Annotated in this window: 22 protein-coding genes, 3 tRNA genes and 7 pseudogenes; 15 read left to right on the top strand and 17 right to left on the bottom strand. The window is 68.1% G+C overall.

The window, feature by feature from the left end:
- The first annotated feature begins 2 nt into the window (after positions 1-2).
- From mmaA2 to BN4348_RS16395, 5 genes are all read left to right on the top strand, one after another.
- Entirely contained in the window at positions 3-866 is an 864-nt protein-coding gene (gene mmaA2 / locus BN4348_RS17735; protein WP_066907218.1) for a cyclopropane mycolic acid synthase MmaA2, read from the top strand.
- Positions 867-1,010: 144 nt separating this feature from the next.
- Positions 1,011-1,892, top strand: coding sequence for a cyclopropane mycolic acid synthase family methyltransferase (locus tag BN4348_RS17730; protein ID WP_066907239.1), 882 nt, complete (start codon positions 1,011-1,013; stop codon positions 1,890-1,892).
- An 87-nt stretch (positions 1,893-1,979) separates the two neighbouring features.
- Positions 1,980-2,873 carry a hydroxymycolate synthase MmaA4 gene (mmaA4, locus tag BN4348_RS17170; RefSeq protein WP_066907216.1) on the top strand — a complete coding sequence of 298 codons (894 nt, stop codon included), beginning with the start codon at positions 1,980-1,982 and terminating at the stop codon, positions 2,871-2,873.
- A gap of 81 nt (positions 2,874-2,954) precedes the next feature.
- Complete coding sequence (locus BN4348_RS16465) at positions 2,955-3,653, top strand: YciI family protein (RefSeq protein ID WP_066907213.1); 699 nt, start codon at positions 2,955-2,957, stop codon at positions 3,651-3,653.
- Between the two features lie 3 nt (positions 3,654-3,656).
- Positions 3,657-4,874: an RNA polymerase sigma factor gene (locus BN4348_RS16395; RefSeq protein WP_066907210.1), complete on the top strand. Its 1,218-nt coding sequence runs from the start codon at positions 3,657-3,659 to the stop codon at positions 4,872-4,874.
- Between the two features lie 101 nt (positions 4,875-4,975).
- Here BN4348_RS16395 and rplA read toward each other — a convergent pair whose 3' ends face one another.
- The 12 genes from rplA to BN4348_RS14915 form a co-directional block, all read right to left on the bottom strand.
- Entirely contained in the window at positions 4,976-5,683 is a 708-nt protein-coding gene (rplA, locus tag BN4348_RS16390; RefSeq protein WP_066907207.1) for a 50S ribosomal protein L1, read from the bottom strand.
- A gap of 72 nt (positions 5,684-5,755) precedes the next feature.
- Positions 5,756-6,184, bottom strand: coding sequence for a 50S ribosomal protein L11 (rplK, locus tag BN4348_RS16315; protein ID WP_066907205.1), 429 nt, complete (start codon positions 6,182-6,184; stop codon positions 5,756-5,758).
- Positions 6,185-6,208: 24 nt separating this feature from the next.
- Positions 6,209-6,997 (bottom strand): transcription termination/antitermination protein NusG, encoded by a 789-nt coding sequence (gene nusG / locus BN4348_RS15930; RefSeq protein ID WP_066907196.1) that lies wholly within the window; start codon positions 6,995-6,997, stop codon positions 6,209-6,211.
- 31 nt (positions 6,998-7,028) lie between these two features.
- Positions 7,029-7,499 (bottom strand): preprotein translocase subunit SecE, encoded by a 471-nt coding sequence (secE, locus tag BN4348_RS15560; protein ID WP_066907193.1) that lies wholly within the window; start codon positions 7,497-7,499, stop codon positions 7,029-7,031.
- A gap of 112 nt (positions 7,500-7,611) precedes the next feature.
- Positions 7,612-7,684, bottom strand: a tRNA-Trp gene (locus tag BN4348_RS15335).
- Between the two features lie 144 nt (positions 7,685-7,828).
- Positions 7,829-8,329 carry a (3R)-hydroxyacyl-ACP dehydratase subunit HadC gene (gene hadC, locus BN4348_RS15275; protein ID WP_066907190.1) on the bottom strand — a complete coding sequence of 167 codons (501 nt, stop codon included), beginning with the start codon at positions 8,327-8,329 and terminating at the stop codon, positions 7,829-7,831.
- Between the two features lie 3 nt (positions 8,330-8,332).
- Positions 8,333-8,761 (bottom strand): (3R)-hydroxyacyl-ACP dehydratase subunit HadB, encoded by a 429-nt coding sequence (gene hadB / locus BN4348_RS15270; protein WP_066907188.1) that lies wholly within the window; start codon positions 8,759-8,761, stop codon positions 8,333-8,335.
- Positions 8,748-9,227 (bottom strand): (3R)-hydroxyacyl-ACP dehydratase subunit HadA, encoded by a 480-nt coding sequence (gene hadA / locus BN4348_RS15265; protein ID WP_066907185.1) that lies wholly within the window; start codon positions 9,225-9,227, stop codon positions 8,748-8,750. Before hadA ends, hadB begins: the two co-directional genes overlap by 14 nt.
- A gap of 49 nt (positions 9,228-9,276) precedes the next feature.
- Positions 9,277-9,444, bottom strand: coding sequence for a 50S ribosomal protein L33 (gene rpmG, locus BN4348_RS15230; RefSeq protein ID WP_066907182.1), 168 nt, complete (start codon positions 9,442-9,444; stop codon positions 9,277-9,279).
- A 43-nt stretch (positions 9,445-9,487) separates the two neighbouring features.
- Positions 9,488-9,561: transfer RNA gene (locus tag BN4348_RS15100), tRNA-Met, on the bottom strand.
- Between the two features lie 52 nt (positions 9,562-9,613).
- Positions 9,614-9,686, bottom strand: a tRNA-Thr gene (locus tag BN4348_RS15080).
- Positions 9,687-9,784: 98 nt separating this feature from the next.
- On the bottom strand, positions 9,785-9,988 hold the full coding sequence (locus BN4348_RS14915; RefSeq protein ID WP_066907165.1) for a type II toxin-antitoxin system VapB family antitoxin: 204 nt from the start codon (positions 9,986-9,988) through the stop codon (positions 9,785-9,787).
- A 118-nt stretch (positions 9,989-10,106) separates the two neighbouring features.
- Here BN4348_RS14915 and BN4348_RS14695 point away from each other — a divergent pair, with 118 nt between their 5' ends.
- From BN4348_RS14695 to BN4348_RS14350, 3 genes are all read left to right on the top strand, one after another.
- Positions 10,107-10,820, top strand: coding sequence for an MBL fold metallo-hydrolase (locus BN4348_RS14695; protein ID WP_066907161.1), 714 nt, complete (start codon positions 10,107-10,109; stop codon positions 10,818-10,820).
- 100 nt (positions 10,821-10,920) lie between these two features.
- Positions 10,921-11,754 carry a hypothetical protein gene (locus tag BN4348_RS14575; RefSeq protein ID WP_066907159.1) on the top strand — a complete coding sequence of 278 codons (834 nt, stop codon included), beginning with the start codon at positions 10,921-10,923 and terminating at the stop codon, positions 11,752-11,754.
- 21 nt (positions 11,755-11,775) lie between these two features.
- Positions 11,776-12,471, top strand: coding sequence for a crotonase/enoyl-CoA hydratase family protein (locus BN4348_RS14350; RefSeq protein ID WP_066907156.1), 696 nt, complete (start codon positions 11,776-11,778; stop codon positions 12,469-12,471).
- A 90-nt stretch (positions 12,472-12,561) separates the two neighbouring features.
- Here BN4348_RS14350 and BN4348_RS14245 read toward each other — a convergent pair whose 3' ends face one another.
- Both BN4348_RS14245 and BN4348_RS13890 read right to left on the bottom strand, forming a co-directional pair.
- Positions 12,562-12,879: a cyanase gene (locus BN4348_RS14245; protein ID WP_456238192.1), complete on the bottom strand. Its 318-nt coding sequence runs from the start codon at positions 12,877-12,879 to the stop codon at positions 12,562-12,564.
- A gap of 46 nt (positions 12,880-12,925) precedes the next feature.
- Positions 12,926-13,327: pseudogene (locus BN4348_RS13890) on the bottom strand (class I SAM-dependent methyltransferase); the annotation flags it as partial.
- Position 13,328: 1 nt separating this feature from the next.
- On the opposite strand from BN4348_RS13890, the pseudogene recC reads away from it, so the two are divergent.
- Positions 13,329-14,978, top strand: a pseudogene (gene recC, locus BN4348_RS13885) (exodeoxyribonuclease V subunit gamma); the annotation flags it as partial.
- Positions 14,979-15,143: 165 nt separating this feature from the next.
- Here recC and BN4348_RS13365 read toward each other — a convergent pair.
- Complete coding sequence (locus tag BN4348_RS13365; protein ID WP_066907237.1) at positions 15,144-15,659, bottom strand: nitroreductase family protein; 516 nt, start codon at positions 15,657-15,659, stop codon at positions 15,144-15,146.
- Positions 15,660-15,777: 118 nt separating this feature from the next.
- Between BN4348_RS13365 and BN4348_RS13160 the strand changes: the two are divergent.
- Positions 15,778-16,161 (top strand): annotated as a pseudogene (locus BN4348_RS13160) (ATP-binding domain-containing protein); the annotation flags it as partial.
- Between the two features lie 44 nt (positions 16,162-16,205).
- On the opposite strand, the gene BN4348_RS13035 reads toward BN4348_RS13160, so the two are convergent.
- Both BN4348_RS13035 and BN4348_RS12935 read right to left on the bottom strand, forming a co-directional pair.
- Entirely contained in the window at positions 16,206-16,607 is a 402-nt protein-coding gene (locus tag BN4348_RS13035; RefSeq protein ID WP_066907140.1) for a TA system VapC family ribonuclease toxin, read from the bottom strand.
- Complete coding sequence (locus BN4348_RS12935) at positions 16,604-16,831, bottom strand: antitoxin (RefSeq protein ID WP_066907137.1); 228 nt, start codon at positions 16,829-16,831, stop codon at positions 16,604-16,606. The genes BN4348_RS13035 and BN4348_RS12935 overlap by 4 nt, the downstream gene beginning before the upstream one ends.
- Before the next feature lie 81 nt (positions 16,832-16,912).
- Here BN4348_RS12935 and BN4348_RS12895 point away from each other — a divergent pair.
- The 5 genes and pseudogenes from BN4348_RS12895 to BN4348_RS62610 all read left to right on the top strand — a co-directional run.
- Positions 16,913-17,110, top strand: a pseudogene (locus BN4348_RS12895) (TVP38/TMEM64 family protein); the annotation flags it as partial.
- A gap of 2 nt (positions 17,111-17,112) precedes the next feature.
- Positions 17,113-17,721: pseudogene (locus BN4348_RS12815) on the top strand (exodeoxyribonuclease V subunit gamma); the annotation flags it as partial.
- Positions 17,722-21,483, top strand: a complete 3,762-nt coding sequence (recB, locus tag BN4348_RS12810; RefSeq protein WP_096866039.1) for an exodeoxyribonuclease V subunit beta — start codon at positions 17,722-17,724, stop codon at positions 21,481-21,483.
- Positions 21,455-21,931: pseudogene (locus tag BN4348_RS62615) on the top strand (exodeoxyribonuclease V subunit beta); the annotation flags it as partial. The gene recB and the pseudogene BN4348_RS62615, both read left to right, overlap by 29 nt.
- A pseudogene (locus BN4348_RS62610) lies at positions 21,908-22,738 on the top strand (ATP-binding domain-containing protein); the annotation flags it as partial. The pseudogenes BN4348_RS62615 and BN4348_RS62610, both read left to right, overlap by 24 nt.
- Between the last annotated feature and the right edge of the window lie 2 nt (positions 22,739-22,740).

Below are 22,740 nucleotides of genomic sequence, written 5' to 3'. Positions count from 1 at the left end.
CCATGGCCAAGGATCTGACGCCGCACTTCGACGACGTGCAAGCGCACTACGACCTGTCCGACGACTTCTTCCGCCTGTTCCTGGACCCCACCCAGACCTACAGCTGCGCGTACTTCGAGCGCGACGACATGACGCTGGAAGAGGCGCAGGTCGCCAAGATCGACCTGGCGCTGGGCAAGTTGGGTTTGCGGGCCGGCATGACGCTGCTCGACGTCGGCTGCGGCTGGGGCGCGACCATGCGGCGGGCGATTGAAACCTACGACGTCAACGTCGTCGGCCTGACGCTGTCGAAGAACCAGGCCGCCCACGTGCAGAAGTCGTTCGACGACATGGAAAGCCCGCGCAGCAAGCGGGTGCTGCTGGCCGGCTGGGAGGAATTCGACGAGCCCGTCGACCGCATCGTGTCGATCGGCGCATTCGAGCACTTCGGCCACGATCGCTATGACGACTTCTTCGCGCTGGCCCACAGAATCCTTCCCGCTGACGGCGTCATGCTGCTGCACACGATTACCGGGCTGACGGGACCGCAGTGCATCGAGCGGGGCATCCCGCTGACATTCGAGATGGCCCGCTTCATCAAGTTCATCGTCACCGAGATCTTCCCGGGCGGCCGGTTGCCGTCGATCGAGATGGTGCAGGAACGTTCGGCGAAGGCGGGTTTCAGGCTGAGCCGCCGGCAGTCGCTGCAGCCGCACTACGCCCGGACCCTTGACCTGTGGGCGGAGGCCCTGCAGGCGCACCAGGACGAGGCCATCGCGATTCAATCCCACGAGGTCTACGAGCGGTACATGAAGTACCTGACCGGCTGCGCGAACGCGTTCCGGACCGGCTATATCGACGTCAATCAGTTCACCCTGGAAAAATGACCGTGGTGCGCGTCACACTGGGGAAACGAACCGACGGAGAAACCCCGGGGCGCGCGACTTCAAACGCGGGGGATGGGGCCGGCGCCGTGTAGGGTGCCGGGCAACGGCATCGAGCCAAGGTGCTGTCCCAGCGGGGAGGACATGATGCTCGAGAACCGGGTGGGGGCCACGCTCAAGCGGTCCAACCTCGACAATGTCCAAGCGCACTACGACCTGTCGAACGAATTCTTCGCGTTGTTCGTGGACCCGACGCGCACCTACAGCTGCGCGTACTTCCCGCGCGAGGGAATGAGTTTGCACGAGGCGCAGCTCGCCAAGCTCGACCTGTCGCTGGACAAGCTGGGGCTGCGGCCGGGGATGACCTTGCTCGATGTGGGCTGCGGGTGGGGCTCGATGATGAAGCGCGCCGTCGAGCGCTACGACGTGAACGTCGTCGGGCTGACCCTGTCGAAGAATCAGCACGCCTACTGCCAGCAGGTGCTCGACGGGATCGACAGCGACCGGTCGCGACGGGTGCTGCTGCGCGACTGGGCCGAGTTCAGCGAGCCGGTGGACCGCATCATCGTCATCGAGGCTCTGGAGCACTTCGGTTTTCACCGCTACGACGACTTCTTCAAGTTCACCTACAACGCCCTGCCCGACGACGGCGTCATGATGCTGCACTCGATCACCGGGCTGCACGTCAAGCAGGTGCTGGAGCGGGGCCTCCCCATGACGATGGAGATGGCGAAGTTCATGAGGTTCATCGTCACCGACATTTTCCCGGGCGGCCGGCTGCCGACGATCGAGACCGTCGAGGAGCACTCCGCGAAGGTCGGTTTCACGGTGACCCGCCGCCAGTCGCTGCAACAGGACTTCGCGACGACCCTGGACTTCTGGGTCGAGGCCCTCGAGGCGCGCAGGGACCAGGCCATCGCCATCCAGTCCGAAGAGATCTACGAGATGTACATGAGGTACCTGACCGGGTGCGCCAAGGTGTTCCGCACGGGTTACGTCGACTGCAACCAATTCACGCTGGAGAAGTGAGCTTCGGTATCGTTGCGCGTCAGATGACGCCACGACGCACACCTGCGTTGCCGGCGGTGAACTTCATTCCAGGAGAACAAGGCAAGAATGGCTGAGCAACCGACCGGCCCGACCAAGACGCGGACCCGCTCCGAAGACATCCAGGCCCACTACGACGTCTCGGACGACTTCTTCGCCCTGTTCCAGGACCCGACTCGGATCTACAGCTGCGCCTACTTCGAGCCGCCGGACCTCACGCTCGAGGAAGCCCAGATCGCCAAGGTCGACCTGAACCTCGACAAACTCGATCTCAAGCCTGGCATGACGCTGCTGGACATCGGCTGCGGCTGGGGCTCCACCATGAAGCGCGCCGTCGAGCGCTACGACGTCAACGTCATCGGTTTGACCCTGTCCAAGAACCAGTACGCCCGCTGCGAGCAGGTGCTCGGCGAGCTCGCCACCGACCGCTCCCGTGAGGTGCGCCTGCAGGGCTGGGAGGATTTCAACGAGCCCGTCGACCGGATCGTGTCGATCGAGGCCTTCGAGCACTTCGGCCACGAGAACTACGACGACTTCTTCAAGCGGTGTTTCGACATCATGCCCGACGACGGCCGGATGACAATTCAGAGCAGCGTCAGCTATCACCCCTACAACATGGCCGCCCGCGGCAAGAAACTGACCTTCGAGACGGTGCGCTTCATCAAGTTCATCATCACCGAAATCTTCCCCGGGGGTCGTCTGCCGTCCACCGAGATGATGATCGAACACGGCGAGAAGGCGGGTTTTGTCGTGCCCGAACCGCTTTCGCTGCGGCCGCACTACATCAAGACGCTGCACATCTGGGGCGACACCCTGCAGTCCAACAAGGAGAAGGCCATCGAGGTCACCTCCGAGGAGGTCTACGAGCGGTACATGAAATACCTGCGGGGCTGCGAGCACTACTTCGCCGACGAGATGCTCGACTGCAGCCTGGTGACCTACCTCAAGCCGGGCGCCGCCTAACTGTCGGATCGGGGCTGCGCCCTTCGTCGACTAGGTAGAGAGTGGAACACAGGGTTTCGCTCACAACCGGAGGTGACGAACATGCAGTACTTCGCGCTGTTGATCAGTCAAGAGCAAGACCGCACACCCGACGACGCCGCCGCCGCGATGGCGGCATGGGAGAGCTTCCACGCCAAGGCCCGCGCCGCGATCAAATCCGGGGATGCGCTGGCTCCCGCCGCCGCCGCGATGGTCATCACCGGCGGCCCGGACGCGCCGATGGTCACCGACGGGCCGTTCGCCGAGTCCGCCGAGGTGGCCTGCGGCTTCTACGTGTTCGAGGCGGAAAACCTCGACGAGGCGCTGGCACTGGCCCGCGACATCCCGCTCGCCGCGTTCGGGGCCGTGGAGGTGTGGCCCGCCGTCCACTCGATCGAGCTGTCCCGCAAGCTCACCGGTAACGACTGGCTCGCGCTGCTGCTGGAACCGGCCGAATCCGCGCACACACCCGGCACCCCGGAGTGGGAAGCGGTGGCGGCCAAGCACGCCGATCTCCACGCGGCCGCGGGCGACCACATCATCGGCGGTGCGGCGTTGCACGACAGGTCCACGGCGACGACGGTGCGGGTGCGCGACGGCGAGGTTCTGATCACCGACGGGCCATACGTCGAGGGCGCCGAAATCGCCACGGGGATCTACCTGCTCGGCGCCGCCGACCGCGACGAGGCCGTCAAGATCGCATCGATGATCCCCGCCTCGACGGTGCAGGTGCGGCAACTGGCAGGGGTCTCGGCCCTGTAGAGCATGACCAACCTGGACGGCGTCTTCCGTAGGGAATGGGGACCCGCCGTCGCCGCGCTCGCGCGATGGTCGGGCGACCTCACGATCGCGGAGGACGCCGTCCAGGAAGCCTGCGCCGAGGCGCTGCGCGCCTGGCCGCGCGACGGGCTGCCGGACAGCCCCGGCGGCTGGCTGGTGACCGTGGCGCGCAACCGCGCCCGCGATCGGCTGCGCCGCGAATCGGTGCGTCCCGGGAAGGAATTGGCGGCGGTGGTGGACGACATTGTGGCGCGCACCGACGGCACCGACCCGCATCCGGTCCGCGACGACGAGCTGCGGATGATGTTCACCTGTGCGCACCCGGCGCTGGACCGGCAGTCGCAACTGGCGCTCACGCTGCGGCTGGTGTCCGGGCTGACCGTCGGCGAGATCGCCCGCGCGCTGCTGCAGAGCGAGGCGGCGATCGGTCAGCGAATCACCCGCGCCAAGAACAAGGTTCGGCACGCGAACATCCCGCTGCGGGTGCCGCCCGCGGAGCTGCTCCCGCAGCGCACGCCGCATGTGCTCGGGTGCATCTACTCGGTGTTCACCGAGGGGTATTGGTCGACGGCCGGCCCGTCGGCGATCCGGGACGAACTGTGCGACGAGGGTGTCCGGCTGGCCGGGGAGTTGTGCGCGCTGATGCCGCACGAGCAGGAGGCGCACGCGTTGGCCGCGCTGGTGCTGCTGCACGATTCGCGACGAGCGACCCGGGTCGACGCCGCCGGCGCGCTGGTGCCCCTCGACGAGCAGGACCGTCGCCGGTGGGACCGCGGCCGCATTGCCCGCGGGCTGGACCGATTGCGGCAGGCCCAGGGATCGACGGGCCCCTACCTGCCGCAGGCGGTGATCGCCGCACTGCACGCGACGGCGCAGTCCTGGGAGCAGACGGACTGGGTCGCCATCTGCGCGGCCTACGACCGGCTGCTGCAGATCACGGACTCGCCGGTGGTGCGCGCCAACCGCGCGCTGGCGGTCGGTTTCCGCGACGGGCCCGACGCCGGTCTGGCCGCCCTCGACACGATCGCGCACGATCCCCGGCTGGGCCGGTCGAACCTGGTCGTGACGGTGCGCGCCGATCTGCTCCGGCGCGCCGGGCGGTACGCGGAAGCCGCGCGCTGGTACCGAGCGGCGCTGGAGGGCAATGGCTCCGAGCCGAGCCGGGAGTTCCTGCGCCGGCGCATCGCCGAGTGCGGGAGGTGATCTGCCAGCGGTGTTCGCCGGGCCCCGCTCCGGCCACCAGACGCAGAATCGCATCGCCGACGCGATATTCGTGCGATTCTGCGTCTGGTCGCGGGGGAAAGCTAGGCCTCGGCGAAGTTGCGGGTGACGGCCGGGTCCACCGGAATGCCGGGGCCCGTCGTCGTCGACACGGTGATCTTCTTCAGGTACCGGCCCTTCGACGACGACGGCTTGAGCCGCAGCACCTCGTCGATCGCGGCGCCGTAATTCTCCGCCAGGCTCTTCTCGTCGAACGACGCCTTGCCGATGACAAAGTGCAGGTTGGCCTGCTTGTCCACGCGGAAGTTGATCTTGCCGCCCTTGATGTCGGACACGGCCTTGGCGACGTCGGGGGTGACGGTGCCGGTCTTCGGGTTCGGCATCAGGCCGCGCGGGCCCAGGATGCGGGCGATGCGACCGACCTTGGCCATCTGGTCGGGGGTGGCGATCGCCGCATCGAAGTCCAGGAACCCGCCCTGGATCTTCTCGATCAGGTCGTCGCTGCCGACGATGTCGGCGCCGGCGGCCTGCGCCTGCTCCGCCTTGTCGCCCACGGCGAACACCGCGACCCGGGCCGTCTTGCCGGTGCCGTGCGGCAGGTTGACGGTGCCGCGGACCATCTGGTCGGCCTTGCGCGGGTCGACGCCGAGCCGGATCGCCACCTCGACGGTCGCGTCCTGCTTGGACGACGACGTCTCCTTGGCGAGCTTGGCCGCCTGCAGCGGGGTGTACAGGTTGCTGCGGTCCACCTTCTCGGCGGCGGCGCGGTATACCTTGCTGTTCTTGCTCATTGATTCATCCAATCCGATGTTGGGTCGTGGTGATCGAGCGGGCCGAAGCTGGCCCTCCCACGGCTTGACTTGCTACTCGACGGTGATGCCCATCGACCGGGCGGTACCGGCGATGATCTTGGCGGCGGCGTCGATGTCGTTGGCGTTGAGATCGGCCTTCTTGGTCTCGGCGATCTCCTTGACCTGATCCCAGCTGACCTTGGCGACCTTGGTCTTGTGCGGCTCCGCGGAGCCCTTGCCGACGCCGGCCGCCTTGAGCAGCAGCTTGGCGGCGGGGGGCGTCTTGAGCGCGAAGGTGAAGCTGCGGTCCTCGTAGACCGTGATCTCCACCGGGATGACGTTGCCGCGCTGGTTCTCCGTGGCGGCGTTGTACGCCTTGCAGAACTCCATGATGTTGACGCCGTGCTGGCCGAGCGCGGGCCCGACCGGCGGGGCGGGGTTGGCCTGCCCGGCCTGGATCTGGAGCTTGATCAGCCCAACGACTTTCTTCTTCGGGGCCATGAGATGTTGTTCGTTCCTTCCTTGCTAAATCTTGGAGACTTGGCTAAACGTCAGTTCGACGGGCGTTTCGCGGCCGAAGATCGACACCAGCACCTTGAGCTTCTGCTGTTCGGCGTTGACCTCGTTGATCGTGGCCGGCAACGTCGCGAACGGCCCGTCCATGACGGTGACCGATTCGCCGACCTCGTAGTCGACCTCGACGACGGGACGTTCCAGGCCGCCCGCCTCGGCGACGGCGGCGGTGCTGGCCGCGCCCTTGGCAGCCTTCTTCGCCGCCCCCCGCGGCAGCAGGAACTTCACCACGTCGTCGAGCGCCAGGGCCGACGGGCGTGAGGTCGCGCCGACGAACCCGGTAACCCCCGGGGTGTTGCGCACCGCGGCCCACGAGTCGTCGGTCAGGTCCATGCGCACCAGGATGTAGCCGGGCAGCACCTTGCGGTTGACCTGCTTGCGCTGGCCGTTCTTGATCTCGGTGACTTCTTCGGTCGGCACCTCGACCTGGAAGATGTAGTCGCCGACGTCCAGGTTCTGCACGCGCGTCTCCAGGTTGGCTTTCACCTTGTTCTCGTATCCCGCGTACGAGTGGATGACGTACCAGTCCCCGGGCTTGCTGCGCAGCTCCGCCTTGAGCGCGGCGGCGGGGTCGGCCTCCTCGGCTGTCTGCTCAGTGGTCTCGCCGGCCTCGGGGGTCTCGGCGGCGGAGGCTTCGGTCGCTTCGGTCGCTTCAGTGGCCTCGGTGGTTTCTGGGGTCTCGGTGACCTCTTGCACGTCGACCGCTTCACCCGCAGACGTGTCACCGTCGAAGGTAGTCACGGTTTTGTGTCCTCTCTGTCTTTCTCACGGCTCAGCCGAACACCAGGAGCACGAGCTTGGCCAGGCCGAAATCGGCCAGGCCGACCAGCGCCACCATGAAGGCGAGAAACGCCAACACCACCGAGGTGTAGGTGAGCATTTGCTTGCGGTTCGGCCAGATCACCTTCCGCATCTCTGCAACGACCTGCTTGAGGTAGTTGTAGACGAACACGAACGGATTGGCCGAACGGTCGCCGGGCTTCTTCGGCTTCTTGGAGGCCTTGGCCTTCTTGGCTGGCCGGCCCTTCTTGGCCTTGTCCTCCTGGGAGTCCTCCACCTCGTCCGCCGACACGTCGACGTCGTCGGCATCGGCCACGCGCTGCCGCGACCGCTTGCCGGTCGGTCGTTGCGGCCGCGTCGCAGCCTTGGTCACCAAGGCCGTCCGGCCTCCGCTGTCGCGGCTGTCCTCGGTGTCGCCGCCGTCGCGTGCGGCGTCGTTGGCAGCGTCGCCCTCGTCGCTCACCGCATGCTCCTTTGTTTGCTATATCCCGCAGGCCGTCCCACGTGATGAGGCACCTTCTTCCAGTGTCCACCATCGCACGGCTTCGCCGTCGGACGGCCGTCATGTCCGTCAGCAGGGGCGACAGGACTTGAACCTGCAACCTGCGGTTTTGGAGACCGCTGCTCTGCCAGTTGAGCTACGCCCCTTCGCGGTTGGCAGGCCAACCTGCGCTTACCTGCCGGGGCTTACATGACACGCGCGCTCCCCGAATGCCCGAATCCCGGAAAGCGCGCTGATGCTGGGAAAACCCCGAGGTCCGAGTGTACATCGGCGCGGGAGCCAGATACTAATTACGCGGTTCTGACGACCTGTCCGGTTTCTTTGTCCCATCTGAGCTGGATGGAGTCGTCACCCTCGTGGCCCATCAGGGTGGTGTAGGCCTCCAATAAGACCTCGCCACGCTCGTTGGTGCAGGTGTTCTTGGTGACGACGATGTCGGCGCCAAAACGCTCGTTCACGGATTCGATGTCCATACGGCCAAAGAGCTTGTCGCCGACCAGCACCGGTTTGATGTAGTTAAACTGCTGGTCGACCTGGACGATCTGCATGGTTTCCATGCCCACGTCGACATTTCGGAAGAAATCGTCCTGGATGATCTTCGCGAAGATCGACACGAAAGTCAGCGGCGCAACGAGGGTGTCGTAGCCCAATTCGGCGGCGGCCACCTCGTCGAAGCAGGCCGGATCGTCGCACTTGACCGCCCGCGCGAATGCGCGAACTTGCTCGCGGCCAACCTCGAAGTAGTCCGGATACTTCCAGCTCATACCGCGGACGTCGGTTTTTAGCGCCATAAGCTACGCCAGCTTGGCCGAGGCGACGGCGCGCCCGAAGATCTTCTTGCCGCCGGTCGTCGCCGTGAGGGCGATCGTCACCGACTTGCTCTCCGGGTCGACCGACTTCACCCGGCCGCTGAACACCAGCTCGGCGCCCTTGCCGTCATTGGGCACCGGCACCACTGCGGTGAAACGCACGTTGTACTCGGTCACAGCGCCCGGGTCGCCGACCCACGAGGTGACGTAGCCGCCGCCCAGCCCCATCGTCAGCATGCCGTGGGCGATCGCGGTGTCCAGCCCGACGATCTTGGCGATCTCGTCGTCCCAGTGGATCGGGTTCAGGTCCCCGGACACCCCCGCGTAGTTCACCAGATCCTGGCGGGTCAGCGGGTAGACCTTCTCTGGCAGCTTGTCGCCCACCTTGACCGAACTGAACTCACGCAGTGGCATCAGAAAATCCCTTTTCTCCATCCTCACCGGCACGGCCCGCCAGGGTCGTGTAGGTCTCCTGCACAACGTCACCGGATTCGTCGGTGATGATGTTCTTGGTCACGATGATCTGGGTGGCATGCGACTCGCGCACGGAGTCCACCCACACGTCGCAGTACAGCTTGTCGCCCGCGACGATCGGCTTCGCAAACTTCAGCACCTGGTCGACCTGGACGATCTTCGCGTCCTCCACGGCGATGTTGGCGTGTTTGAAGAACGCCGACTGGGCCTGGTAGCCGAACACGCAGATGAACGTCAGCGGGGCCGGCAAGCCCTTGTAGCCCAGCTCGGCCGCGGCGTCCTCCGCGAAAAACCAGGTGTCGTCGTTTTGCACGGCGACCGCGTATTCGCGGATCTTCTCCCGCTCCACCTCGTAATGATCGGGATATCGGTAGTGCATCCCGACGATATTCGCGCTCAACGACACGGCTGTAGAACCTACCTAGTCACTCTCAATAAACGCTGGCGGATCGCGCCTACCGTGTCTCGCGGTGAGGCTGGTGCTTGCCGCAGTTGGGGCAGAACTTCTTCAGCTCCATCCGGTCGGGGTCGTTGCGGCGGTTCTTCTTGGTGATGTAGTTGCGGTGCTTGCACACCTCACATGCCAAGGTGATCTTCGGCCGCACGTCGGTACTGGAAGCCATGTCCGTTCTCTCTGCTCTCTAGAAAAGTCACATTGTTCTGTTGTAGCGATGGCCGGACTCGAACCGGCGACCTAACGATTATGAGTCGTTCGCTCTAACCGACTGAGCTACATCGCCTCTGGGCCACCCCGTTTAGGGTATTGCGCCGCTGCCAGCTCGGCGTCCGCCGAGCCCCCTAACGGAATCGAACCGTTGACCTTTTCCTTACCATGGAAACGCTCTACCGACTGAGCTAAGGGGGCCTTTCACCCAAGCGGCGGTCGTGCCGCGGGCCTAAAAGAGGTTACAGCCTGGCGCGCAACGTCACCAAACCACGGACCGGCGCGGGGTAGCTCCTCGACTAGCTTCCGTCGCGGCGCAGTTGCCACGCGGCCAGATCGCTGAACTGGTCGTACTCGTCGTCTTGCTCACTACCCGGGTCCGACTCACCGAGCAACGTCCGCAACGCGAGATGGACCGCCTCGCGCGTGTCAGCCAGATGGAACCGACGAATCGCCTCTTGGACCAGATCGTCGTCGATTTCGATCTCGACCCTCTTCTTCATGCGCCAACAATACCCATTACGCAGGGGCCTAATCGCTGGCCGACGAGGGTGTGCCGGCAAAGTGTCCTCGATCGGCAGCCCCGAGCGGCGAGCCTCCGGCAAGCCCTAGTCTGGTCGGGTGTCAGAGGACCGGCTCTACTTCCGTCAACTCCTATCGGGTCGCGATTTCGCCGCGGGCGACATGTTCGCGACGCAAATGCGCAACTTCGCCTACCTGATCGGGGACCGGCAGACCGGGGACTGCCTGGTGGTCGACCCCGCCTACGCCGCCGGCGATCTGCTCGACGCGCTCGAGACCGACGGCATGCACCTGTCCGGGGTGCTGGTGACCCATCACCACCCCGACCACGTGGGGGGCTCGATGATGGGCTTTCAGCTGAAGGGCCTGGCCGAGCTGCTGGAGCGGGCGCCCGTTCCCGTGCATGTGAACACACATGAGGCCCTTTGGGTTTCGCGGGTCACCGGGATCGGCCTCGGTGACCTCACCACCCACGAGGGCCACGACAAGGTCGGTGTCGGGGACATCGAGATCGAGCTGCTGCACACCCCCGGGCACACGCCCGGCAGCCAGTGCTTCCTGCTCGGGGACCGCCTGGTCGCCGGTGACACGCTGTTTCTCGACGGCTGCGGACGCACCGACTTTCCCGGTGGCGACTCCGACGAGATGTATCGCAGCCTGCAGCGGCTCGCCACCCTGCCGGGTGACCCGACGGTATTTCCCGGGCATTGGTATTCGGCCGAGCCCAGCGCGTCTTTGTCGGAGGTCAAGCGCTCGAACTATGTGTACCGCGCGGCCAATCTCGAACAGTGGCGAATGCTGATGGGCGGCTGAGCGAGCCATTCGGGGTTGAGTGCACCCCGAATAGTTCCCGGATCGGCAGCGCGCGCCGGACGCCTTTACTATCGGTCCAGCGAAAGAAAGGGTGGGGCGAATGGGGTGGATCCAGAGAGCCTGGCAGGGGGTCACCCAGGTGGGGTCCGGCACCTGGTTGGCGTGGGCGGCGTGGGCGGCGATTTTGCTGGGTGTCGTCGCGCTGGTGTTGATCAGCCGGCAGCTCAAACTCAACCGCCGGTTGGCCGCGGAGCGGACGCGGCCCCAGGTCGCGATGTTCATGGAACCCCATCCCGCCGACTGGCACGTGATCGAACTCGTCGTCCGGAATTTCGGCCAGACCGCCGCGTATGACATCCGGTTCGCCTTCCCGAACCCACTGACTGTGGCCGAATACGAAAACGCCGCCGACGGCTACGCCGACGTCGTCGAGCTGCAGCTGCCGCGCGAATTGCCGGTGCTCGCGCCCGGCCAGGAATGGCGCATGGTGTGGGATTCGGCGCTCGACCGCGCCGAGATCGGAATGGGCATCGAGTCGCGCTTCGCCGGTTCGGTGATCTATTACGACCGCCCCGACAAGCCGCGCGGCTGGCGGTTCTGGGAAGCCGAGCGGCCCATGCTGCAGACCAGCGTCGTGCTGGACTGGGACGCGCTGCCGCCGGTTCAGCGCATCGAGTTGATGACCACCCACGACCTGGCGAAGCGGGAAAAGCAGAAGCTGGAGCTGCTGCGAGGGCTGCTGACGTACTTCCACTACGCGAGCAAGGAAACGCGTCCCGACGTGTTCCGCAGCGAGATCGAACGCATCAACGGCGCCGTGCAGGAGACCCAGGACCGCTGGCGCACCCGACTGCTCGACCAGCCCACCGACGTCAGCCTGCGCTGGGGCAATGCGGAAGCCGATCTGGCCAAACACCGCAGCCAGCACGTCTGACCCAGGACCAAGGAGCAACCCATGAGCGGCCCGGTGCAGTACAACCGGAAGGATTCCATCGCGGTCATCAGGATGGACGACGGCAAGGTCAACGCGTTGGGCCCGGCGATGCAGCAGGCCCTGGGCGAGGCGATCGACCGGGCCGACAGCGACAACGCCGGGGCGCTGGTGATCACCGGCAACGAGCGGGTGTTCAGCGGCGGGTTCGACCTGAAGATCCTGACCTCCGGCGAGACACAGCCGGCCATCGACATGCTCAGGGGCGGCTTCGAGCTGGCGTATCGGCTGTTGTCCTATCCCAAGCCGGTGGTGATGGCCTGCACCGGCCACGCCATCGCGATGGGCGCGTTCCTGTTGTCGTCAGGCGACCACCGGGTGGCCGCCCACGCCTACAACGTTCAGGCCAACGAGGTGGCGATCGGCATGGTCATTCCCCACGCGGCCCTGGAGATCATGAAGCTGCGCCTGACGCAGTCGGCCTACCAGCAGGCCGTCGGGCTGGCCAAGACGTTCTTCGGTGAAACCGCGCTGGCCGCCGGCTTTGTCGACGAGATCGTGCTGCCCGAGATGGTGGTCACCCGCGCCGAAGAGGCAGCGCTTGAATTCGCCGGCCTGCACCAGCACGCCCACGCCGCAACCAAGTTGCGCGCCCGGGCCGACGCCCTGAAGGCCATCCGCGCCGGAATCGACGGGCTGGAGGCCGAGCTCGGGCTCTGAAAGCGCGAACGCGGTGACCGGGAAACACCTGGCCACCGCGTTGCTCGCCTCCTCGCGGCAAGTGTGACACGTAGGCGGTGCGCCGTCACTTCACCCGTCCGCCGAGACCCACTGGTAGGGCAGGAACTTCCCGTCGAACGTCACCACGACCCGGTCCCCCGACGGGTGCGGCTTCTTCTGCAGGCCGACGCTGAAGTNAAGAGGTGGATAAGAGACAGCCGCCGACTCGTCGAGGCCGAGCATCGCCGCGAGGACCTTGCCGAGCTCGGCGGGTATCGGGTGCTGGCCGAGCAGGGCCGACGTGGTCCACAGCACCGGCCTGCCGATCGCGTCGGCCAGCTCCTGCCAGGTCAGCCCCTTCGCCAGCCGCGCGACGACGATCTGTTCGGTGAGTTCGTTTCTCGTCATGCGACTCAGCATCGCACCGCCGAACCGTGGCCGCCGGGCGTGGGCGTCACCCCGGTTTCGTCGCGGTGACCAAGCGCGTCGAAATCCACGGACCGCCGTACCACATGCGCCATCCGAGGTTGCGGCGCTTCACGTTTCGCCATCCCAACTCGCGCAGACGGGCGGCATGCTGGCGGGTCTCCCAGAGATCGGCGATGGCGAGCCGACCGCCCGGGCGCAACACGCGAACCGCTTCGTCCAGCGCCTGGCGCCGGCCCGCGCGGTTCGGGATGTTGTGGATCGCCAGGTTACTGACGATGACGTCCACGCTTTCGTCGGGCAGCGGCAGGGCCGTCATGTCGGCGGTGCGCACCTCGACGCGCTCGGCGACGCCCTCCAGGGCCGCATTGGCCAACGTGGCGTCCCGCGAATTGTCGGTCTGGTCCGGGTGCCACAGGTCGACGCCCGTNCCGGAGCTGTGGCGGGCGCTGGTCGAGCGCGTCGACGCCGATCCCCCGCAGGTCCGCCACCACAAGACGCTCGCGCGGTTGCGGGAGGGGCCCGCCGACCTGCCGGCGCGGCTGTCGCTATTCGGACACACCCGGCTGGCCTGTTCCGACGTGCAGCTGCTCGACGCGCTGGCGGCCCACCACGATCTGCACCTGTGGCTGCCGCACCCCAGTGACGAGCTCTGGCGAGCGCTGGCCGGCGCCCACGGCGCCATCCCCCGCCGCGACGACGTCAGCCACCGGGACGTCTTCCACCCGTTGCTGGCGACGCTCGGGCGGGACCTTCGCGAGCTCCAGCGCGGCCTCCCCACGGCCCCGCGAACCGACGAGCATCTTCCCGGCCCGACCCGCCCCGACACGCTGCTCGGTTGGCTGCAGTCCGACATCGCCGCCAATGCCGTTCGGCCACAAGGGCGCAAGCTCGCCGTGGACGACCGCTCCGTCCAGATTCACAGCTGCCACGGCCCGGCCCGGCAGGTCGATGTGCTGCGCGAGGTGCTGCTCGGGCTCCTGCAGGACGACCGGACCCTGGAGCCGCGCGACATCCTGGTGATGTGTCCGGACATCGAGACCTACGCGCCGCTGATCGTCGCGGACTTCGGGCTCGGCGACGTGGTGCACGGCGCGCATCCCGCTCACCGCTTGAGGGTGCGGCTCGCCGACCGATCGCCGATCCAGACCAATCCCCTGCTCGGCCTCGCCGCGCAGTTGCTGGCGCTGGCCGGCGGCAGGGTGAGGGCCAGCGAGGTGCTCAACCTCGCGCAGGCCGCGCCGGTGCGCGCCCGCTTCGGCTTCACCGATGACGACCTGGAGGCCATCACCCGCTGGGTCCGGCAGGCGAACATCCGGTGGGGTTTCGACCGGGAGCATCGGCGGCCCTACCACGTCGACTTCGTGCACAACACTTGGCGTTTCGGCATCGACCGCGTGCTGGCCGGCGTCGCGATGTCCGACGATTCACACGCCTGGATCGATTCCACCCTGCCCCTCGACGACGTCAGCAGCAACCGCGCCCAATTGGCGGGCCAGTTCGCCGAATTCGTCGACCGGCTGCAGCGCGCGGTCGACTCGCTCAGCGGGGCCCGGCCGCTGCGGCAGTGGCTGGCGGCCCTGACCGACGGCATCGCCCTGCTGGCGCACGTCGAGGATTCGGACCTGTGGCAAACGGGCCAGTTGCACCGTGAATTCGCGCGGGTATTGACCGACGCCGGCCCGCGGGCCGACACCACGCTGCAGCTGCCCGACATCCGGGCGCTGCTCGACCGCCACCTCGCCGGGCGCCCGACGCGGGCCAACTTCCGCACCGGCACCCTGACCGTGTGCACCATGGTGCCGATGCGCTCGGTGCCGCACCGGGTGGTGTGCCTCGTCGGGCTCGACGACGGCGTGTTTCCGCGCCAAGGCGTCGTCGACGGTGACGACGTGCTGGCCCGCGACCCGATGACCGGGGAACGCGATATCCGTTCCGAGGACCGGCAATTGCTGCTGGACGCCATCGGCGCGGCCACCGAACACCTGGTGATCACCTACACCGGCGCCAACGAGTATTCCGGCCAGCCGCGCCCGCCCGCGGTGCCGCTGGCCGAACTGCTGGACACCCTTGACATGACCGTGCCGGGCGAAAAGCCGGGCCGNGGCGGCCGCGCGCCCAGCCGATCCCCGCCCACACCGCCAGGCCGGCGGACTGGGCGGCGACGCCGATCGCCTGCCCGCGCGCCGAGATGGTCTTGAAGGAGCCGTCGATGCCGTAGTCGCCGCGGTGGTCATGCACGCCGCTCACCACCGCCCGTGATGCACGACCTCGGAAAGCGGCCGGCGATCGGGCTTGCGGATCGGGGCGAGCGGACGGTCGGCGGGATAGCCGATGCCCAGCAGGAACGCCACCTGATGATCCTCGGGCACCCCGAGGATGGCGCGCGCCTTGTCCTGGTCCCCCACCGACGAGTGGCCCGTGCCGATGCCCAGGTCGGTGGCCGCGATCATCATCGCCATCGTGGCCTGCCCGACGTCGTAGTTGTCGGTGACCAGCCTGCGCTCGTCCGGTGGCACCGGCACGACGATCGCGATCGCGGCCGCGGCGGCGGCGATGTGGCCGGCGCCCCGCCAGACCGTGGACAACTCCTGCAGCTGGGCCGGATCGGTGACGATCACGAAGTCCCACGGCTGCCGGTTTTTCGCCGACGGCGCCCGCCAGCCGGCCTCGGCGATGCGGTCCAGGTCGGCCTCCGGCACCGGCTCCGGCCTGTATTGCCGCACATTGCGCCGCGCACAGATCGCGTCCCACGCTTCCATCTCGTTACCTCCCATTTCTGCCCCATGCTGCCACCACCGACGAACGGCCCGTCGGCGCGGAATCATCCCGCCCGTCGGCGCGGCGTTCTATGGTGGCAGCGCAATGGCCCTCCATCTCCANTACGGGCTCAAGGTCTACAACGGTGACACCGGGGTCGTCGTCGCCGGCCTGGACGGATCACAAGACGCCTTGCGGGCGGTGATCGCCGGCGCCACGGAAACCCTGGATTTCGCGACGAGCCGCCTCAGCGATATCGAGACGATGCACGCGATGACGATCCACAAGAGCCAGGGCAGCCAGGCGGCCGAGGTGACGGTCCTTATGCCGCCGGAGGATTCGCGGTTGCTGACCCGCGAGCTGTTCTACACCGCGGTGACCCGGGCCAAGGTGAAGGTGCGGGTGGTCGGCGCGGAGGCGTCGGTGCGCGCCGCGATCGAGCGGCGGGCGGTGCGGGCGAGCGGGCTGCGGCAGCGGTTGCAGTCCGCAGCGGCCGCAACGTGAGTGCGCAACGCCGATCCCACACCGGCCAATGCGGCCACCGGACGTCAGGTTCTCGTGGGAACGAGGATGGCGACATCGCGGTGTAGGTGCGCCAAGCCGCCGTCGAACGTGGCCAACTGCCCGTTGTGGCCTCGCGCGAGCTGGGCAAGGTAGGCATCCGTCACCTGTCGGTGACCGACCACGCCATTAAGGTCCACACCGGCGAAAGAGACACTATCGGGCCAAAACTCGTGGCGATCGGCCTCCGCGACGGCGCTGACCACCGCCCGGGCCAAGGCCGCGGATTGCCCCATCCGCACCAGAAATCGGACAAGGCTTCCCTGGGTGATCGGGCACGTCGCAAATTTGGCCTCCGATGTCGACAGCCACCCCACCGCGGAGTCATGGTGCACATGCTCGGCGACGACCAGTGCGATGAGCATGTTCGCGTCGAGCAGCGCCGTCACTCCTCATCCTCCAACGATCGGACGTCCTCCGATGTGACGACCGTCCCGACACGCACCAGCGGCAACCCGGTCCTGCGGTCTCGGGAGACCGGGGCGGTGCTACCCGCGCCAAGACCGCGTCGCATGAGGTCGGCTACCGTCTCGCTCAGCGTCCGGTGGGTGTCCCGTGCGATCGCGGACGCCTGTTTATGCAGGTCGTCGGGGAGATCGATGGTGGTGCGCACACCCCATCCTATCATCGGTGCATCATGATGCGTTGATGCGCCGGTGGCGGCCACGACGGGTACGGAAGAATCGCGGTCACCATGACCGACGGCGACGGCTCTGCACCGACCTCCCGGCGGCGCCACATCGCGCGGCTCGCGGTGTTCGCCGCCTTCCTGGCCGCGATGTTCTACCTGGTGGCCGTCGCACGGGTCATCGACATCGACGTTGTGCGGCGCGCGGTCGCAGCGACCGGGCCGGCGGCGCCGCTGACCTACGTCGTGGTGTCGGCCGTCCTGNGCTGGCGGCCGCGGCCCGGCAGCACCGGCGGGCGGACGCCCGGGCGTATGACGTCGACATCGATCTCGGCTCGGGGCGACGGCTCACGGGTACGGTGTCGCCGGTGTACGGGGAGCGGCTGGTGTCGGTGACTTATTCCAAGCTTGACGGCAAGCACCTGCTCGAGTCGTGGATTCCGTTGCTGGCGTTGATCGCTCATGACCCGGCCCGCGACTGGTCGGCGGTGTGCATCGGCCGCCGCAAGAAGGGCACCGGCCCGCGGGTGGAGGGGCTGGGGCGCCCACACGATGACGCCGCCGCGATACTTCGCGATCTGGTGGCGATCTACGACGCGGGGCGCCGGGAGCCGATCCCGTTGCCCATCAAGACGTCCTACGCCTGGGCGGCCGCACGCCACTGCGGCGACGACCCGGAGCGCGAGGCCGAATACCGGTGGAAGTGGGAGGACGAAGAGCCGGCGCACGTGCGGGCCTGGGGCAAGAAGGCGCGACTGGCCGACCTCATGCGGCCGCTGCGCCCGGGCGAGGAATGCGACGGCGAGGACAACCGGCTCGGCGCCTACGCCGCCCGGCTGTGGCTGCCGATGCTGCGCGCGGAGCGGAAGCCTTAGATGAGCCAGCTGACGGAGCGCTTCGACCTGCTGGGCGCGCTGCCCGCCCGGGGTTCCACCACCGTGCTGGAGGCCAGCGCCGGCACCGGCAAGACGTTCGCGCTGGCGGGCCTGGTGACCCGCTACCTGGCCGAGGGCGCGGGGACGCTGAACCAGATGCTGCTCATCACCTTCGGCCGGGCCGCCAGCCAGGAGCTTCGGGAGCGTGTCCGCTGCCAAATCGTCGAGGCGGTAGCCGCTTTCGATGGTTTCTCGGATTCCTCGGACCCCTCGACGGTCGGCGACAACGAGCTGGTGGCCTACCTGCTGGACGCCGGCGCGCAGGAGCGCGCCCTGCGCAGGCAGCGACTCCGCGATGCGCTGGCCGGCTTCGACGCGGCGACGATCGCCACCACCCACCAGTTCTGTCAACTGGTGTTGCGCTCGCTTGGGGTGGCCGGCGACACGGCGGGCGGTGTCACGCTGCTGGAGAGCCTCGATGAGCTGGTCGTCGAGATCGTCGATGATCTGTACCTCGCCCACTTCGGGCAGGAGCGCGACGACCCTGTGTTGCAGTACCGCGATGCGCTGCGGCTGGCGCGCGAGGTGGCCAACAACCCGTCTACGCAGCTGCGCCCCCGCGATCCCGAACCCGGCTCGCGGGCCGCCGTCTGCGTCGGCTTCGCGGAAGAGGTTCTGGCCGAGCTGAATACGCGCAAGCGCCGGCTGGGCGTCCTGGGCTACGACGACCTGCTGATCCGACTCGCCGACGCGCTGGTCGCCGACGCATCCCCCGCCCGGGTCCGCATGCACCGGCGCTGGCCCATCGTGCTGGTCGACGAGTTCCAGGACACCGACCCGGTGCAATGGAAGGTCATCGACCGGGCCTTCAGCGGGCGCTCCACCGTCGTCCTGATCGGCGATCCGAAGCAGGCGATCTACGCATTCCGCGGCGGCGACATCGTCACCTACCTGCAAGCGGCGCAGACCGCGGGCGAAAAGAAGACGCTGGGCATCAACTGGCGCAGCGATTCCGCGCTCGTGCAGCGGCTGCAGGTGGTTTTGCGCGGCGCCCAACTCGGCGACCCCACCATCGTGGTCAACGACGTCGACGCCTACCACCGGGGTCATCGGCTGGCCGGGGCGCCGCGAAACGACCCCTTCCGGTTGCGTGTGGTGCCGCGAAAGGCCTTGGGCCGCAGGGGTCTGGCGAACATGCCGATCGACGAGTTGCGCGAGCACATCGGCGCCGACCTCGCTGCCGACATCCGCGCACTGCTGGCGAGCGACGCGACGTTCGGCGGCGAGCCGCTGCGGGCCCGCGACATCGCCGTCATCGTGGAAAGGCACGAGGACGCCGCCGCCTGCTTCAGGGCGCTCTGCGACGCCGGCGTTCCGGCGGTCTACACCGGCAACACCGACGTGTTCGCCTCGGACGCCGCCGCGGATTGGCTTTGCCTGCTGGAGGCGTTCGACCAACCGCACCGTCCGGGCATGGTGCGCGCAGCGGCGGCGACCATGTTCTTCGGTGAGACCGCGGCATCGCTGGCCGCCGGCGGCGATGCGCTGACCGATCGGGTGGCGGAAACGTTGCGGGAGTGGGCGGGCCACGCGCGGGAACGGGGCGTCGCCGCCATCTTCGAGGCCGCGCAATTGCGGGGCATGGGTGACCGCCTGCTCTCCACCCAGGGCGGCGAGCGGCACATGACCGACCTGGCGCACGTCACACAGTTGCTGCAGGACGTCGCGCACCGCGACCGCTACGGTCTGCCGGCACTTCGCGACTGGCTGCGCAGGCAGCGCGACGAGCGCGGCGGCGCGCCCGAACGCAACCGGCGGCTGGACAGCGACGCGGCCGCCGTGCAGATCATGACGGTCTATGTGAGCAAGGGCCTGCAGTACCCGATCGTGTACCTGCCGTTCGCATTCAACCGCAGCGTCCAGAAACGCGACATCGTGCTGTTCCATGACGGCCAGGCGCGCTGCCTGCATGTCGGCGGCAAGGACAGCCCCGACTTCGCCGGTGTTGAAGCGCTCGGCCGCAAGGAGGATGCGGGCGACGCCAGCCGGTTGACGTATGTCGCGCTGACGAGGGCGCAGACGCAGGTGGTGGCGTGGTGGTCGCCGGCGTACTACGAACCCAATGGCGGCCTGTCCCGGCTGCTGCGCGGCCGCCGGCCCGGCGAGTCCCTGGTGCCCGACGAATGTGAACCCGCCAGGATCTCCGACGAGGACGCGATGGACCGGTTCCGCGAGTGGGAGGCCTTGGGCGGCCCGGTGATCGAGGAGTCGGTGGTGGTCGCGGCCCCGCCGCTGAGGCCGGCGCCGGCGCCGACGGACATCGACAGCCGCCATTTTCACCGCGGCATCGACACCGGGTGGCGGCGCACCTCCTATTCCGGTCTCATCAGGGCGGCGCAGACCTCTGCGGCCGCCGGGGTGAGCAGCGAGCCCGAGGTCACCGAGCTGGACGACGAGGCCGCCGATATCGCGTTGAGCCACGCCCCATCCGGGCCGGACCTACCATCACCGATGGCGGACCTGCCCATGGGCGCGAAATTCGGCACGCTGGTGCACGCCGTGCTGGAGACCGCCGACCCGTTGGCGTCCGACCTGGCCGCCGAGCTCGCGGCGCAGATCCGGAAGCACTCGGCGTGGTGGCCGGTCGCCGTGGCGCCGGAGGTGCTGGCGGAGGCGATGGTGCCGATGCACGACACCCCGCTGGGCCCGCTGGCCGGCGGTTTGACGCTGCGACGGATCGGGCTGCCGGATCGGTTGCGGGAGCTCGACTTTGAGTTCCCCCTGGCCGGCGGCGATCTTCGCTCAGCCGCGCGCGAGCTGGGCCTGGCGGACGTGGGGGCGCTGGTGCGCCGGCACCTGCCGGCCGATGACGCGCTGGCGTCGTATGCCGATCGGCTGGCGGGCCGCGCGCTCGGGGGGCAGCCGTTGCGCGGATACCTGACCGGCTCGGTCGATGCCGTCCTGCGCGTCCCCGACGGTGCGGGGCACCGCTATCTGGTGGTGGACTACAAGACCAACTGGCTCGGCGACCCCGAGCGGCCCCTGACGTCCGCCGACTACGACCGGGCGCGGCTGGCCGAGGCGATGCTGCATTCGGATTATCCGCTGCAGGCGCTGCTGTACAGCGTTGTGCTGCATCGGTTTTTGCGGTGGCGGGTCCCCGGCTACGACCCCGCCCGGCATCTCGGCGGTGTCCTCTACCTGTTCGTGCGCGGGATGTGCGGCGCCGGTACACCGGTGATNCGGATCGCCCTGGCCGCACCGACCGGCAAGGCCGCGGCGCGGCTGGCCGAGGCCGTCGCCGCCGAGGTCGGGAACCTGGACGCGGTGGACCGGGAGCGGCTGGCCGGCCTGCACGCGACGACGCTGCACCGGCTGCTGGGCTCCAGGCCGGATACCTCCGTGCGGTTCAGACACAATCGCGGCAATCGGCTGCCGCACGACGTCATCGTCGTCGACGAGACGTCGATGGTGTCGCTGACGATGATGGCGCGGCTGCTGGAGGCGGTGCGGCCGGACACCCGGCTGATCCTGGTGGGCGACCCGGACCAGCTGGCCTCGGTGGAAGCCGGCGCCGTGCTGGCGGATTTGGTGGAAGGGTTGACCGCTCGTCACGACGTGCGGGTCGCCGCCCTGCGCACGCCGCACCGGTTCGGCGAATCGATTGGCGCACTGGCCGAAGCGATCCGCATCGGCGACGCGGACCGCGTGCTGGCCCTGCTGGGCGCCNGCGCTGGTGCGCCGGCACCTGCCGGCCGATGACGCGCTGGCGTCGTATGCCGATCGGCTGGCGGGCCGCGCGCTCGGGGGGCAGCCGTTGCGCGGATACCTGACCGGCTCGGTCGATGCCGTCCTGCGCGTCCCCGACGGTGCGGGGCACCGCTATCTGGTGGTGGACTACAAGACCAACTGGCTCGGCGACCCCGAGCGGCCCCTGACGTCCGCCGACTACGACCGGGCGCGGCTGGCCGAGGCGATGCTGCATTCGGATTATCCGCTGCAGGCGCTGCTGTACAGCGTTGTGCTGCATCGGTTTTTGCGGTGGCGGGTCCCCGGCTACGACCCCGCCCGGCATCTCGGCGGTGTCCTCTACCTGTTCGTGCGCGGGATGTGCGGCGCCGGTACACCGGTGATCGACGGGCACCCGTCGGGGGTGTTCAGCTGGCGGCCGCCCGCGTCGCTGGTTGCCGCGTTGTCGGACCTGCTCGATGACCCGAGGGNGTTGACCGCTCGTCACGACGTGCGGGTCGCCGCCCTGCGCACGCCGCACCGGTTCGGCGAATCGATTGGCGCACTGGCCGAAGCGATCCGCATCGGCGACGCGGACCGCGTGCTGGCCCTGCTGGGCGCCGGCGGTGAGCATATCGAGTGGGTGGACTCCGACGGACCCACCGACCGGCTGCGTGGGGTGTTGACCGGGCACGCGTTGCGGGTGCGGGAGGCCGCGGTGCTCGGCGCCGCCGAGGTGGCCTTGGCGACGCTCGACGAGCACCGCCTGCTGTGCGCGCACCGGCGGGGGCCGTACGGGGTGTCGCAGTGGAACCGGCAGGTGGAGCGCTGGCTCTCCGAGGAGACGGGTCAGCCGGTGTTCTCGGATTGGTATGTCGGTCGGCCGCTGCTGGTGACGGCCAACGACTACGGGCTCAAGGTCTACAACGGTGACACCGGGGTCGTCGTCGCCGGCCTGGACGGATCACAAGACGCCTTGCGGGCGGTGATCGCCGGCGCCACGGAAACCCTGGATTTCGCGACGAGCCGCCTCAGCGATATCGAGACGATGCACGCGATGACGATCCACAAGAGCCAGGGCAGCCAGGCGGCCGAGGTGACGGTCCTTATGCCGCCGGAGGATTCGCGGTTGCTGACCCGCGAGCTGTTCTACACCGCGGTGACCCGGGCCAAGGTGAAGGTGCGGGTGGTCGGCGCGGAGGCGTCGGTGCGCGCCGCGATCGAGCGGCGGGCGGTGCGGGCGAGCGGGCTGCGGCAGCGGTTGCAGTCCGCAGCGGCCGCAACGTGAGT

Origin of the sequence: Mycobacterium interjectum, from assembly GCF_900078675.2 — a bacterium.
In the GTDB taxonomy this organism is placed as follows: Bacteria; Actinomycetota; Actinomycetes; order Mycobacteriales; family Mycobacteriaceae; genus Mycobacterium; species Mycobacterium interjectum.
The sequence above is the reverse complement of the archived record's forward strand: the minus strand, read 5'-3'. Positions and strand labels throughout refer to the sequence as shown.